Origin of the sequence: Alloscardovia omnicolens DSM 21503, assembly GCF_000420505.1 — a bacterium.
Classification (GTDB): Bacteria; Actinomycetota; Actinomycetes; order Actinomycetales; family Bifidobacteriaceae; genus Alloscardovia; species Alloscardovia omnicolens.
In genome coordinates this window covers 60,700-75,618 of the sequence record NZ_ATVB01000010.1, presented here as the reverse complement: position 1 = coordinate 75,618, position 14,919 = coordinate 60,700, and the positions used below count along the sequence as shown (strand labels likewise).

10 protein-coding genes and 1 pseudogene are annotated in these 14,919 nt (G+C 46.3%); 3 read left to right on the top strand and 8 right to left on the bottom strand.

The features are described 5' to 3' along the window. Nucleotides 1-16: 16 nt before the first annotated feature. A pseudogene (locus tag G464_RS09055) lies at nt 17-1,253 on the bottom strand (AGE family epimerase/isomerase). 543 nt (nt 1,254-1,796) lie between these two features. On the opposite strand from G464_RS09055, the gene G464_RS0105445 reads away from it, so the two are divergent. Together G464_RS0105445 and G464_RS0105440 are read left to right on the top strand one after the other, a co-directional pair. Continuing rightward, nucleotides 1,797-2,537, top strand: a complete 741-nt coding sequence (locus G464_RS0105445; protein WP_022857050.1) for a hypothetical protein — start codon at nt 1,797-1,799, stop codon at nt 2,535-2,537. Nucleotides 2,538-2,619: 82 nt separating this feature from the next. Further along, on the top strand, nt 2,620-3,084 hold the full coding sequence (locus G464_RS0105440) for a DUF624 domain-containing protein (RefSeq protein WP_080651162.1): 465 nt from the start codon (nt 2,620-2,622) through the stop codon (nt 3,082-3,084). Nucleotides 3,085-3,626: 542 nt separating this feature from the next. Here the strand turns inward: G464_RS0105440 and G464_RS0105435 are convergent. The 5 genes from G464_RS0105435 to G464_RS0105415 all read right to left on the bottom strand — a co-directional run bounded on the left by G464_RS0105435 (nt 3,627) and on the right by G464_RS0105415 (nt 11,034). Beyond that, nucleotides 3,627-4,661 (bottom strand): LacI family DNA-binding transcriptional regulator, encoded by a 1,035-nt coding sequence (locus tag G464_RS0105435; protein WP_022857048.1) that lies wholly within the window; start codon nt 4,659-4,661, stop codon nt 3,627-3,629. A 440-nt stretch (nt 4,662-5,101) separates the two neighbouring features. Then, entirely contained in the window at nt 5,102-6,808 is a 1,707-nt protein-coding gene (locus G464_RS0105430; RefSeq protein ID WP_022857047.1) for an ABC transporter family substrate-binding protein, read from the bottom strand. A gap of 136 nt (nt 6,809-6,944) precedes the next feature. Beyond that, a complete protein-coding gene (locus tag G464_RS09050; protein ID WP_022857046.1) occupies nt 6,945-9,023 on the bottom strand; it encodes an ABC transporter ATP-binding protein in 2,079 nt (692 codons plus the stop codon). A 21-nt stretch (nt 9,024-9,044) separates the two neighbouring features. After that, on the bottom strand, nt 9,045-10,034 hold the full coding sequence (locus G464_RS0105420) for an ABC transporter permease (RefSeq protein WP_021618743.1): 990 nt from the start codon (nt 10,032-10,034) through the stop codon (nt 9,045-9,047). 16 nt (nt 10,035-10,050) lie between these two features. Then, nucleotides 10,051-11,034 (bottom strand): ABC transporter permease, encoded by a 984-nt coding sequence (locus G464_RS0105415; RefSeq protein ID WP_022857045.1) that lies wholly within the window; start codon nt 11,032-11,034, stop codon nt 10,051-10,053. Nucleotides 11,035-11,273: 239 nt separating this feature from the next. Here G464_RS0105415 and G464_RS0105410 point away from each other — a divergent pair, with 239 nt between their 5' ends. Further along, nucleotides 11,274-12,689, top strand: a complete 1,416-nt coding sequence (locus G464_RS0105410; protein WP_375712285.1) for a C1 family peptidase — start codon at nt 11,274-11,276, stop codon at nt 12,687-12,689. Nucleotides 12,690-13,735: 1,046 nt separating this feature from the next. Here the strand turns inward: G464_RS0105410 and G464_RS0105405 are convergent. Both G464_RS0105405 and G464_RS0105400 read right to left on the bottom strand, forming a co-directional pair. Further along, nucleotides 13,736-14,320 carry an amidase domain-containing protein gene (locus G464_RS0105405; RefSeq protein WP_276324650.1) on the bottom strand — a complete coding sequence of 195 codons (585 nt, stop codon included), beginning with the start codon at nt 14,318-14,320 and terminating at the stop codon, nt 13,736-13,738. Nucleotides 14,321-14,598: 278 nt separating this feature from the next. Then, nucleotides 14,599-14,877: a hypothetical protein gene (locus G464_RS0105400; protein WP_022857042.1), complete on the bottom strand. Its 279-nt coding sequence runs from the start codon at nt 14,875-14,877 to the stop codon at nt 14,599-14,601. Nucleotides 14,878-14,919: the final 42 nt, after the last annotated feature.

Sequence of the window (14,919 nt, the reverse complement as noted above, 5' to 3'; positions counted from 1 at the left end):
CATCCTCGCCATTTTCTTATTCAGCTTGATTTTTGACTGCTACAGCAACAGAAAGCGCTGGATCATGCACTGGAATCATCATAGATTGAACAGCGTGATACAAATCTGCTTTACCTGGCCATACAGTATCTACAATCTTGTTTTCGCGGTCAAGCTGATGGAACCATGATCCGTTTTCGCGGTCAATCAAATATTCATCAACATATTGCAAAACTGTTGCATACCAGTTCTTATATTCTTCTTTTCCTGTTACGCGTGCTAATACTGCAGACGTATTAATAGCCTCTGCCAGCGTCCAATGCATACGGTCATGCACCACTGGTTTACCCTGCCAATCCGTGGTATACACAATGCCTTCTGCACCATCAGCATTCCATGCATCAGCCATAGCACGGGTGAAAAGCTGTTCAGCAGCTTCAATCAGCTTCTGCTTCTCCTGCTCATTCAAACTAGCGCTCAAAGCATACTGCGTAATCAATCGTGCCCATTCAATGCCATGACCAGGAGTAGCGCCGTATGGCTTAAACTGATCGTCTGGACGGTCGCTGTTATACTCCAAATCAGCCACCCACTGCTCGGTAAAGTGCTCTGGAATGCGCCATTCGTTAGCTTCAGCCCATTCAATAACGTGAGAAATAATGGAACCTGCACGCTTACGCCAGCTCTCATCTCCCGTCACATCGCTGACGGCGAGGAATGCTTCTACAGAATGCATGTTTGCATTCAAACCGCGGTAAGAGTCTAACTGAGTGAAAGCTGTATTCCAAGTATCTACAGATAATCCTGCTCCATCATCCCAGAAACGCTCTAAAAAGACGTTCTGAGCCTTCTCCAACAGTTCCTTTGCCCCTGGACGTCCGAAGCGCAAGTGCTGAGGATGCTGCTAACAGAACGAAAGCATGCGCGTAGCATTGCTTATCTGCAGCAGGTTCTCCCTGTGCCGACACAGCAGGATACCAGCCATCATTGTCGTCATCATGAAGCTGACCGAGCAGACCTTTCAAACCTGCATCTACTAACTTTTCAGCACCTTCAAAACCGCTAAATGCTGCGAGAGCATAGACGTGCGTCATACGGCATGTAATCCATGTTGCACGGTCTCGTTCCACCCATGGAGTGCCGTCATCACCTAACCAATAGGAAGAGCCTTCCTCAGATGGAAAACGTGCACCAAAGTTAAAGAGCGCGTCGCGTTGCTCTGCTAAGAATTGAGCATTTTCTGCTGTTCCATATGTATAGATTGTCTCAGTCATTCACAAGCCCCCATTAGCTATCGTGTTGTGTTATTCGCCGACTTGCATGAGCATTGTCGGCACAGATTTAGTGCGTTCATCGTAAATCCCCATAGATTTACTTAACCGTTTAAGTGATTGTAAGTACTAGGTTAAATCCAAACGCACGATTATGCAAGTAGCATGTTCATTGGATATGTTTTGCGCATAATCACCCGATAGCCAATACAATGCCTACAGTGTTCCTGCGACTGACAGCGCAGAGCGTTTATAAGGTTCAAAACTGTTTCTACACCCCTCTCAATGCATGAACTCGATACGCGCAACCGATATTCCACTTGTGAAGCCATTTTTCCGCATCAAAAATGGCTTAACAGGTGTATTAATCGGTTAAGCCGGTACGTGCAGTATTTGCGGTCAAGACGGCATGCACTCGTTTAATACTGAAGCCTACGCTGCCTGAATATCGGGTATGCTTATATCCTAGACGACAGTATACCTTAATCGCTTCAGTTAGAAACGAAAATACGGTATAGCGAACCTTACAACACCCACGGAGGCACTATGAATTCGCGCAATTCAAAGCAACACACTCTATTGCACAGCGATGAGCAAGAACGTGTCGAAGCTTTGGCACGCCCTACTGAAACACTCAAGGCTTCACGTTGGCAAACGTTCTCGAACCTACAGAGAGCAGCGAAGTGGCACTATTTTATGCAAGAGTTCGCGTGGCGCATTCTTGCTGTTGTTGTATGCGTTGCAGCTGTTGCCTACGTGGGCGTGCAGATGCTCACCCCTGCCGCACAGCCTGCTCTTTCTGTGGCGATGGTGAATATGAGTGCTACCGATGAACAGGTTGAGCAGTTGCAATCTCAGCTTGCCAAAAACATGCATATGCACAACGCACAAGATATTGCTATAGACGCTCATTATTCGCTCGATACGAACGGTTTAGCCAAGTTGCAGACCTTGATTGCCAATAAAAGCGTAGATCTCGTTATTGCTCCGAAAGATATTTTTGAACAGCTCGCAGGATACGGTTATTTTGCTTCGATTCCGTCCACTTATGCCGACAGCACGCTGTCTTCTAACGGTTTTAAAGGCAGCGATGACCCTGATTACAATGGCGTGGGTAAGGGTAAAAGTAGCCCTGTTGGTTTGTCTGTGCAGCACTCGACTTTATGGTTGAAAATTTTTGGAGAGAAAGCGGCTCACAACACTGTTATTGGCATGATTAGCAATTCCCCTCACCGCAGCGCATGCAATACGTTTATGACCGCTCTCGATATCAACAAGAAGGACTAATATGCGTCCTTTTTCCGATAACCATTTTACTTCTTTTATGTCTACTCTTGGAGACCTCGCTCTTCTCAATATTGTGTGAAGCATCTGCAGCATCCCGCTTATTACCCTCGGCCCTTCAACCGCAGCTTTGTATGAAACAATCCAGTCCATGCAAGAGGGTGATGACGCGCATGTGCTACGTCATTTTTGGCGCATTTTTAAGCATAGAATCGGCACAAATATTGCTTTATCGCTTATTCTTGGAGCTTTTTATGCTTTGGTAACTTTTGATTTATGGTACTTAAGTCATGCCGCTGGAGGCACGGATATAGCTGCCATCAGTTATGGGGTTATTGTAGCGCTCAGTATTGTAGTTACCCTCGCTACAGTTTTCATTTTACCTCGCGCGGGACGAAGCTCACTGAGCATTAAACAACAGTTTAAGCAATCGCTAATTACTGCTGTGCGCTACCCGCTTATTTCCGTAATTATTACAGCTATTAACGCCGTGCCGCTGGTTGTTGCTGTGTTTGTTCCTGGAGGATTAGCTTTCGCTCTTTTCTTTTGAGCGCTTTTATTTACTGCTGCAAGCGTTTGGATTGCTGTGAGCTTGATGCGCGCGAACCAGATTATGTAGATTCTTAGCGTTTTAACGGTTCATCGTACTTAGTGGGTTTCGGGTGTGCACGTGCGTGGTTAGCAGCTGTTCCTCACAATCAGGCTTCAAGCTGCGTTACACCCGACGATCTCTTGCCCGCACGCATTCTGCTTAACCGATTAATACACCTGTTATGCCAGTTTTGATGCACAAAAATGGCTTCAAAACTGGCATAACGGTTGCGCGTATCGACTTCACGCATGAATACAAAACACATTCACACCGAAACGACGTCTTGACACATGGCTGCCAGAGGAATCAACTAGAACCTACTAGACAACATCTTCCCCTAAACCCTGCTAAAAACCGAAGACCGTTTTAGCAGAACTTGGCTCGAATTCATGTTCGCCTGTGATTGAGCTTTATTCCGAGGATTATTGCGCTAGGTAGAGCTTGATACGGTTCGTGAATCGTGCTTAAGCATAGCATTCCATGATTAACGATATGAGCTTCTACTCCCCTACTATTTTCGGAACACCCGTAGAACCGCGCTGAACGAGTTCATACGGCGATTCCATAGCATTTTCCACCGTATTTCCCTCAATCAAATCCATCAGCATAGGCACAGCTTTAGCGCCTAAACGAGGAATATCTCTCCACAGAGCCGTAATACCTGGAGTTGTAGCCGTGCACGCGAAGGAATCGTCCCACGACATAATCGAAATATCATCAGGCACACTCAGTCCACGTTCAGCAGCTACATGTAAGGCCTCAATAGCCATAACATCGTTATCGTAAACAATAGCTGTTGGCGAGTCGCTAAAAGCAAAAAGCCTGTTCGTCATATCGCGACCCTGCTCAGGAGAATAATCAGAGTGTAAACAGTCGCAGGTCATACCCAAAGACGCAGACTCTTCCATAAATGCTCGATCACGAATAAATGTGTGCGCATATCGCTCAGGACCTGCTACACGAGCAATATGGGTATGTCCCAGCTCATGCAAATAATCTACTATCATGCGCGCGCCTTCAGCGTCATCACTGGTCATCGATGGCAAACCATGTGTAACCGAAGGATCAGCAATAGCTAAAACAGGCATTGCTGAGTGTTCTTTGTAGAAGTCAATACGCGGATCTCCCACTTCTACGTTCATCACCAGCATGGCATCTACACTTCCGGTAGCAATCCAATTGCGGTGAATACGCATAGCGCTTTGGGAATCTGAAACAATACGCACCAAAAGTGAGTAATCGTAATCTTCTAGAGCACCGCCCAGACCGGCAATTAACTCCATAAAGTAAGATTCCACAGACAGCGCTTCAGAATCGACTTCAATGACTAATCCTATTGTGCGCGTACTGGCATCCGATAAGGCTTTCGCAGCCATATTCGGCTTCCAACCCATCTGTTCAGCAACTTTAAGCACTTTTTCGCGCGTATCTTCTGATACACCCGGCTTACCATTGAGGGCGTAAGATACAGCGCTGTTAGATACGCCCGCAGTGCGAGCAACATCAGAAATGGTTACTTTTGTTTTTCCAGCCATACCGTCCTCGCTCGTTCTCTCTACATCTTGGCAGAAAATAAATACTTATTGAATACTACTGTACCGTTTAAGGCAGAATAATGACAACGTATACAATAAGGAGGCTCTTCATATAGCGATACGAAGAACCTCCTTATTGTGCTTCTACGATTTTACTTTAAATCATTAGCAGTGCGCAGAACAGAGGCAACTTTTCGAACCAAAAGCGTGTGAACGTTCGCAAAGAGGGAGAAATACCGCGTTTTCCGCGCTAAAAATCTCTTGATTCGCAACTTAAGCGCTTTAGTTAATTCCTGTACATATTAATTCACCTCGTACTACAGATTGACGCCACAATTTTTGGCTTGTTTATGTAGTATGAGGTGAATTGTTGAATCGCGAATAAAAAAATCGCCCATTCAAGCATTCACACTCGGATGGGCGATTGGTTTTACACTACCTTACTTTTGCCAACCAACGTTTTCTGGCAAAACGGTCTGGAATCCAGATGGACCCCAGTTAGCCAATCCCTTGGTTACCGCATAGAAGCTTGGTGGAGTATCCAATGGAACAGTGCCGAACAGCTTAAGAGCCGCCTTCTCAGCCTTGTTTGCAGCTTTCACTGCCTCCAACTGATCCTCGATCGTTCCTGGAACCTTAGCAAGCTTATCTACTTCTTCACTACCCACGAAGGTGTAGTTAGACTCAGACTTAGAACCATACAGCTGGCTAATGTTCAACTGGCCGTATGGAGAAGAAGACTGCCAGGCCATTGGAAGAATCTCGAAATCACCCTTGGCTACGGTATCTGCGAACTTAACATCATCGCGATTATCAAGCTTAATCTTAATACCAGCAGCCTTCATCATCTGGCTAATAGCCTTAGCCATGTTGGTTACCATAGCAGCATCACCAAAGTAGGTGTAACGAATTTGGAGGGTCTTGCCATCCTTCTCGTAGTAGCCGTCCTTGCCCATCTTGTAGCCAGCCTTCTCCAAGGTCGCCTTGGCACTCTTTACATCCACTTTCTTGGATTCTGCTGGCAAGTTGTTCTCGTAGCCTTCCTGATACACAGGGAATACTTCTGAACCTGGATCGTCTGGAGTCCAGTTAAGACCTTGGAAGTGTACCTTCTCGAAGATATCGCGATCGAAGGCTTGCGCCAAAGCCTTGCGTACAGCCTGATCCTTAAGGAAGCCAGCCTTACCGTTAAAGTTAAGAACGTTTACCTGGCTCGAATAGCCCAAACGAATTTGGATATCCTTACGGCCTTTCACTGTTTGCAAAATGTTGTTCGAAGAGAAGGTCAGAGCGTCAATCTCGGAATTCTTAAAAGCATTTACCTGAGCGGTGGACTCCATGTACTTGTAGACAACCTTATCCAGCTTTGCGGTGTTGCCCCACCATTTTGGATTGCGTACGAAGGTTACAGAATCCTTATCTGCCTTCTCTACAGTGAATGGACCAGCACCCCACTCTGCGTGTGGAGTGTCTACCCAGCCTTCAGAATAGGTTTTGTAGTCCAATGCCTGTGGAGGGTACAAACCCGTGAACAAAGACTGCCATGGGTAGAATGGCTTAGCAAAGGTTACTACTGCCTGCTTGGCGTTAGCACCCTGCTTAACTGATTCAATGTTCTCCCAACCTTCTGTAGACGCAGGAGAATAGTTAGTATCTTTACCGTTATTAATCTTCCAGGTTGCTTCGAAAGCAGTCCAATCGATTGGAGTGCCATCGTTCCAGTTAGCCTTGTCGTTAATCGTGTAGGTTACGGTTAGTGGATCCTTGTTGGTCACTTCTGCCTTAGTAATGTAATCCTTGTTCCATTCCAAGTTACCCTTAAGGTCGAAGGTTGCCAAGCTTGGCATGTACCAGCTCCACAATTCACTCATGTAACCCGTGTTGCCATCTACAGACATGTAGTTCCAGTTAGGCGTGTAGGTGGTAGTCAGGTTGAGCGTACCACCGTCTTTAATATTATCGCGCTCCTGTGGGTTGTTGTATGCCTTTGTCTTAGAAGGCATTGGGTAAGCACCCTTATAGTCTGCAGCAAAACCTTCTGCTGGTTCAGCCGCACCCGTAGCTTGATTTGCGTTACCAGCACCACAACCTGCAAGAGCCAGCGCTAAGGCTACTGCTGATGCAGTTACAGTGATGGTTTTCTTCATCGTGAGAAACTTCACTCTCAGTCCTCCCTTTCTTGTGTGTAGCAATAATCATACATAATTGCTACCTTCGCACTTTGTGATGGGAAAGTGTGTTGATTCGACCATATAACGTTACGAATCAGCACGCTTTGGCATCTCAAATCTTAATCCAGTGACATGCTGCTTTGTGGTCAACATCACAGTCTCTGGTTTGTGGAACCATCGTGTCGCACTTCTTCCTCTGTTCTTCAGTAAGCTGCTTGTACAGAGGGCAGCGAGACGCGAAGGCGCATCCTTCAATATGTTCTGTTGGACTTGGCAAATCGCCTTCGAGAACAATACGCTCATGACTACGTTCGTATTCAGGGTCTGGCACCGGTACTGCGCTCATTAACGCCTTGGTATATGGGTGTTGAGGACTATCGAAGACCTCATCGATATCTCCCGATTCCACAATACGCCCCAAGTACATTACGGCTACTCTAGAGGACAGATGACGCACAACAGACAGATTATGAGCCACGAATAAGTAGGCAACGCCCAACTTATTTTGTAAATCTTCCAGAAGATTCAATACACCTGCCTGAATAGACACATCCAAAGCAGATACTGGCTCATCGAGCAGAATCAGACGTGGATTAACGGCCAGAGCTCGAGCAATAGCAATACGCTGACGCTGACCACCAGAGAACTGGTTAGGGAAACGATCTACTTGATCTGGCTTTAAGCCAACCAGCTCCATGAGCTCAGCGATACGCACACTGATTTCTTTCTTGCTCATGCCAATAACCTTCATCGGCTCGGCCAAAATATCATATATTGGCAGGCGAGGATCCAGAGAGCTCATAGGGTCTTGGAACACATACTGCACTTTAGCGTGCAACATAGTGCGTTCTTTGCGAGACATTTTCTCGCTCACATCTTGACCAAATAGCTCAATTTTTCCAGATTCTGGAGCCTTCAAATCCATAATCTGTAACAAAGTGGTGGATTTACCCGAACCAGACTCACCCACCAGAGCGATGGTCTCACCTTCGCGCACGTGAATAGTCACATCGTTTACGGCACGTACTTCTCCAACCTTGCGACGCAGGAATCCGCCTGAGGTAAGAGGGAAGGTCTTCTTTACATTCTCTGCAGACAAGACCATCTTGCGATCTTCGCGAGGAATGCCTTCGAAGATAGATGGAATAGATTCTCCCACAGAATACACGTCGTTAAAGGTTAAGCCTTCGCGCACAATCTTGTCGTTAAAGTGGCATGCAGACAACTGGCCAGAACGTCCCTCAACCTCTTGTAAAGCAGGCACTGTTTCTCGGCACACATCCGTTGCTAGAGGGCAACGCTCTGCAAAAGCACACCCCTTAGGAAGATTCACCAAATTTGTTGGGGAACCAGGGATTGGTACCAATCGAGAATTCTTAGATTGCTTTGGATGAGGAACTGCACCCAGCAATCCCATGGTGTACGGCATAACTGGACGGTAGAAAATATCGTCTACGCGTGCTTCTTCTACTGGACGACCCGCATACATAACAATAATGTCGTCAGCAATAGAGGCTACAACACCCAAATCGTGGGTAATAAAGATTAAGGCTGCGCCGGTCTCACGCTGCGCTGTCTTGAGTACTTCCAACACCTGTGCCTGAATTGTTACATCCAAAGCAGTGGTTGGCTCATCGGCAATAATCACGTCCGGATTATTAGCAATAGCCATAGCAATAACCACACGCTGGCGCATACCACCCGAAAACTGATGAGGGAAGGATACCAAACGTTCTTCCGCATTCGGAATGCCCACCAGAGTAAGTAACTCAATGGAACGCTCACGCACTTGCTCATCGTTCATGCCTGGATTGTGCACAATAAGAGCTTCGCGCATCTGCTGACCAATGGTATATACCGGGGTGAGAGCCGACAGTGGGTCTTGGAAAACCATGGCAATCTTAGATCCGCGCAGTTTACTCATTTGCGCATCGTTCTTCTCGAGAAGGTTTTCGCCTTCGAACTCGATCGAACCTTCTACCTTAGCGTTCTTATCGAGCAAGCCCATAATCGCCATCGAGGTTACAGACTTTCCAGAACCAGATTCACCTACAATGCCCAAAGTCTTTCCGCGCTGTAGATCGAAACTTACTCCCGATACTGCTCGAACTGTTCCAGCTTCGGAGGCAAAGCTTACGTGTAAATCTCGTACTGTAAGAATTGTTTCTGCTGTTTTCCTAAATTCCGTCATGCTTCTATCCTTATCCCTGCTTTACTCTGCTGTACCGCCCGAGCGTGAATACGGATCGATAGCATCGCGCAAACCGTCACCAATCAACTGAACAGAAAAAGCCAAAACAATCAGTACTGCCGAAGGAATAACCAAAACCCATGGCTGCGTAACAATCACGGATTGACCTTCGTTAAGCAAACTTCCCAAAGAAATATCTGGAGCCTTAATACCCAAACCGAGGAACGACAACGTAGTTTCCGAAGCAACGGTAGAAACAACACCAAGCACGGTATTAATAACGAGCACAGAGCCCAAGTTAGGAATAAGGTGGCGAATCATAACCGTAAATGGTTTGACGCCCATAAACTTAGCTGCGCGCACATAATCGCGTTCTCGAATACTCATACCGATAGTGCGCAGAACACGAGCTAAACCAACCCAACCAAAAACAGTTAAGCCGAAGGTGAGCCACAGCCAGCCAGAGGTTCCAGCGGCCGAACGCACCAAAATAGCGATGAGCAAGGTGGATGGAACAACCAGCAGCATGTCGAGAATCCACATACCCACTTTTTCTACACGACCTTCGAAGTAGGCAATAGCCACGCCATAAATCGCCGCAATAATGGTGGTGAGAATCGAACTCAAAAATGCTACGAGCAAAGAACGTCCCAAACCATGCACAACCATGGCATACACGTCCGCTCCACCATCGGTTGTACCGAAAATATGGCCTTCGCTAAACGGCGGTACAGATAGAGCCGCGAAATCGAGGTTTACGTAGTTAAATTGCGTGGCGAAACGGCCAAACATCGCCCACAAAATAAGAGCCAGAAGCAGCCCCAAGCCCACCACCGCAGAAGTCCGACGCATATAGCGGCGCACGTACAAAGACACGCGGCTGGTGCGCTTAATACCTGCATTCTTGCGCGCCGCTGGACGCTCAATGGACGAATCGTTGCTCTCCACGGCTTGACGCGTCGTTTCGAGAACGTTATGTGCCATAGGATCGTCGTAATGTTCTGTAGTCATTTCTCTCCTAGCTCCCTTAACTCAAGCGAATACGCGGATCGAGCCATGCAGCCACAACATCGGCAAGCAAAGCACCGGTTAAGGTGCACACACCGGAGAAGGCGGCAACTGCAACCGTCCCATTAATATCGTTCGCAGCAATTGTGCTTACGAAGTAACGCCCCAAACCATTAATAGCAAAAACGGTCTCTGTTACGGTTGCGCCCACAAACACACCTGCAATCGAAAAAGCAACAGACTGCGCGGTTGGCAACAAAGAATTGCGTAAAGCATGGCGGCGAATAGCCTGGTTAAGAGTCAGCCCTTTAGCGCGGGCAGTGCGCACATAATCAGCGTTCATCTCGTCGAGCAAATAAGTGCGCTGTGTTAAATGGTAGCCAACAGCTCCAGCGATGGTCATGGAAATCGTCGGCAAGATGAGATGCTGGAGGAAATCGAGTATCCACAAACCTAGATTATTTCCTTGGTAGGCGTGAAGCCCCGTTACGTAGAACAGGCGCGAACCAGCAACCGTGTTCACCTGAATAGCAAGGAACACAACCATAACGGCTAATACTGCAGGAGGAATAACAAAGAAGAAGGTGGCAATAGAATTAAGCACGCGATCTTGCCACTTGTACTGGCGAATTGCCGTGTAGACACCAATGGACACGCCAATAACAATGCTTAAAATCGTTGCTAAAGTAACCAGCTGCAAAGACGCGCCCATGCGCGACATAATAGCCTCGCCCACATTCGACTGGTCTGGCGCTTTACCCCAATCCCATCGGGTAACAACACCAACCAGCCAACGCCAATAGCGCAACACAACAGGTGTTTGGTCGTTAATATTGGCGTTATCAAGCGCACGATTAATAGACGCAATCGGCGGGTGCGGATGACGACTCATATAATTGGAACGCGGATCCATAAACGCGCTTGCCAAGAAATACGTCATAGTAATAGCAACAAACAGCATAACAATGTAGTTTGCAATGCGCTTGATGATGTATTTAATCACCGGCCGCCTTCTTTCGTCTCGGCTCATCGTCTCGAAAACTCACATCATCGTAGAATACACCCACAGCAAAACATGCGTCTTTTAATGGAATTGTTACAAAAAGTCAATAGCTGTCCGTATTTTTTGAGTCTTCTTTTATAGAGCGTTATACCACTGCTGAGGGATAAAACGCCAAAGACACACCGCTGAGTACACTATTCGATAGCAACATACACCTATATTTTTCTTAACAACGAAGGATCTGCCCCATGTCGCAAACCAAAGCAATCCAGCTATCGTCCCTCGACTCGTATTCTGCCGATTTCCGTGCAGACCGCGCTAACCGCGTTGCCGCGAACGCAGCAGTGAGCATGGGCGTGCTTAAAGCTGCCACCTCGTATGCGGGCGCTCGCGAAGTGCCGATGGACTTTAATATTGAGCTTAAGCAGGGTTCGATTACGAACCAGGAACAGTCCGGCCGCTGCTGGATGTTCGCAGGTCTCAACGTGCTGCGTTTTGAGCTGATGCATAAGTGGAACATTTCCGACTTCGAGTTCTCCGAGAACTATCTGCTCTTCTGGGAGAAGATGGAGAAGGCGAATACATATCTCGAGTATGTGCTCGACACTCTCGACGAGACCACCGATAGCCGTATTTTCCAGCACATTAACGCAGGTCCAGTTGAGGACGGCAACTGGTGGCAGGGTTTCGCCAACCTCGTGAGTAAGTACGGTCTTATGCCAAAGAGCGCGTACCCTGAATCCGAGAATTCTCGCCATACGAGCGATTTTATTCAGTATACGAACTCCAAGTTGCGCGAGTTTGCTATCGAAATGCGCACAGCCCACGCTGCCGGCGAAAGCATTGAACAGATTCGTGAGCGCAAAGACGAGTATATGAAGCTCGTGTATCGCATGTGCTGCATCGCTTTGGGTGAGCCTCCTCGTTCCTTCGATTTCTTTGCGCGCGTAGAAGACGATGCGTCGAGCAAGAAAGAAGAGAAAAAGGACGATAAAGATAAGAAGGACAAGAAGTCCGGTACCGATACACGCAAGCAGATTGTAGAGCACGATATTACGCCGCTCGATTTCTACAAGAAGTATGTGCCCGTAGACGTAAACGATTTCGAAACGCTCACCAACTCGCCTATGGCTACCACACCGTACGGTAAGCGCTACGTGACCAAGAACACGGCTACGGTTATTGAGGCCGGTAACATGTCCGCGCTCAACACCGAGTTGGAGACTTTCCGCGCAGCCGCGATTAAGATGCTGCAGGAAGGTCACCCAGTATGGTTCGCCTGTGATTGCACACAGTTCTCGCTGCGCCACGGAGGCTTCTTCGACGAATCCACGGTTCGCGTGGATGAACTGTTCGGCACCACTTTTACCATGAGCAAGGCTAATGGTTTGGAATATATGGATTATCCAAGCAACCACGCTATGACTTTTACCGGCGTGAACCTAGACGAAAACGGCGTTCCAAACCGCTGGAAAGTCGAGAACAGCTGGGGCAAGGACGCTGGCAAAGACGGTTATTATGTACTGTCTGCAGCATGGTTCGACCGCTTTGTGCGCGAGGTTATTATTCACAAGGATTACCTCGATAAGGCTCTGCTCGAGGCTGACTCGGTTGAGATTGAGCCTTGGTTGGGTGTAAGCCGCCGCTGCGCATAACATCTGATTGCAGCAGTTCTACTCCGTAATCTTGAGGCTTTCCATTCATGACGTCTATTGCCCAGTGGGCAATAGACGTTTGTGTTTTATTGAGCGGTTTAAAAACGGATGGAGTGAACAAGGCTTTGCAAACGCGCAGGCGACTAGCGATGAAGCTCACATTCACAGGCAAAACTCTTCAAAGTCGAATAATTTTAATCTGATTAAAACTGTTCATTACATCAAAAATCATAATCCTACGAGATAATAAATGCCACGCGTTATTTTGCCGAATAAAACACATAGTTATTTGACAGATTCCATACTTCACTCATGCAATGGCATACAGTACACGTCTTATACCTATCGCGACAGACTAACAGTCATGGACTTAACTCAATGCATGTCTTTAAAAGGAAACTGTGTATATAACGCGCGTATTGAATCATCTTGCACGATGAAAACGAGATAGAATCTACAACACCCTTTTGCCCATCTACGATCACGCGCCACAATAAACACACAATTGGTAACCTAACCGCCAATAAAATGCAGAAAACAAATCAGAGGCACAAGTGGGTCAGCAGAGCTATCCAACAAACAGGCTTCACATCGGTACTGGGTGTTGTCCTTCTTAGAGCTCATAGGGGTCATACATAACACTGGTGGATACGTCTGTACTGTGAAAAGCACTTAAGTCTCTTATTCTTAAAATTTTGATTATCTTGGGTTTCCCGTATCTCTCTGGCTATAAAACAACCATTATCGATAGCCAGAGAGATACGCAAAAAGACAACACTTTATTCCGCACCAAAACTTGTACATAGGTGATTAGCCTACAAGAATAAATTGGTTTATTAAAACCCTAGTAAAACATCTATTACGTTCAACATGTGACATTTAGCACGTAAATTTATTCCCGAAACCACTATTTATCAGACAAAAGTTGATATTCCCGAATCTGTCGTGCACTCGGATTGCTAGAAGTATATTACTCACTTCTACGCCTGCCTTCGTTTTATCTTATTTAGAGCAAAGCAGACGAAGATATAGTGCCATCAATAGGTTTATGGCTGATACTGTAAAATTTTCCATGTTGTATTAGGATGATCCCTTGTCGCATTTGCGTAGGACTGAGAAAAAGGATAGTCATGTCTATTGCTTGACTTCTGGCAAATAATAGGCTGCACTTTACCATTTGCATACATGTATCCAACAACTATCATTGCATGATCAAGAGTTCCGTCATTGTTCCAATCTGCATAAATCACACTACCTTCCCACGCTTTCCAAGGATTACTCTCTCGAGAGAAAATACCTGCATTTGAACTCATATATTCATAATTATTTTGTGCTCCTCTCCACGTGTAAGAAGGGCCTAGTAATCCAACTTTCCATGTCCAATTCTGAGGATCTGATTTATTTATCGTTTTTTCAGAAACTGGTACTCCGCCTGTATATAGTGCTTGTGAAACAAAGTTTGTACAATTATTCCCTCGTGTTGGCGTAATATTCCCGAAAGGATCTGTAATATTAAAGTCCATAAAGATCGGAAAAGCGGGATTCATTGAGTCGCTCTGAGTCCATTTTTCAGCGTACATAATTGCTTTAAGATAGTCGTACCTAGTGGCAGCACTTACCTTGTAAACAATCTTCGAAACCTTGCTAGATGTGTTTCGTAAAGCTGTCTACGTATTTTTCGTTAGGGTTTGTTGATCTGAGCTATCTTCCACTGGAGTGATGATAGTATCGTCAACAATCTGCGAGTCAGATGTGTTATCGCTACTAACTTCTAATCTGTGGTAATCGGTTGCGGAGCTTTCGAATTCCTTTACTTGTTCACCATGCAAATAAACCTGAGTTCCAGCTCTTGGAGTGAATTTAGCATGTGTGTAACTGAAACCAGAACTTGGGTATGACCGCTCTGAGTTTACATCTCTTTGAGGGGGACAGTTTCCACATTAAGGTTAGATGGCGCCACGTCTCGTAGAGAATATAAATCGTAGTTAATTGATCTTCTATCCACGACCGCACCTGATGAATCTCTATGTCCTAAGTACTGCGATTCTAATGCCGATGAGTATTGCTCAGCAACCTTATTTATATCCAAACTATCTTGCACTGTGAAGGATGCCATTTTCGTCGGAGAAATAAGTAAGCCACAGGTAGCAATCCCACAAATCAACGTTTTAACAGTTCCAGCTATCATATTGTTTCCCTCTTCTAATGGTTTACGTTGAAACCATATCGG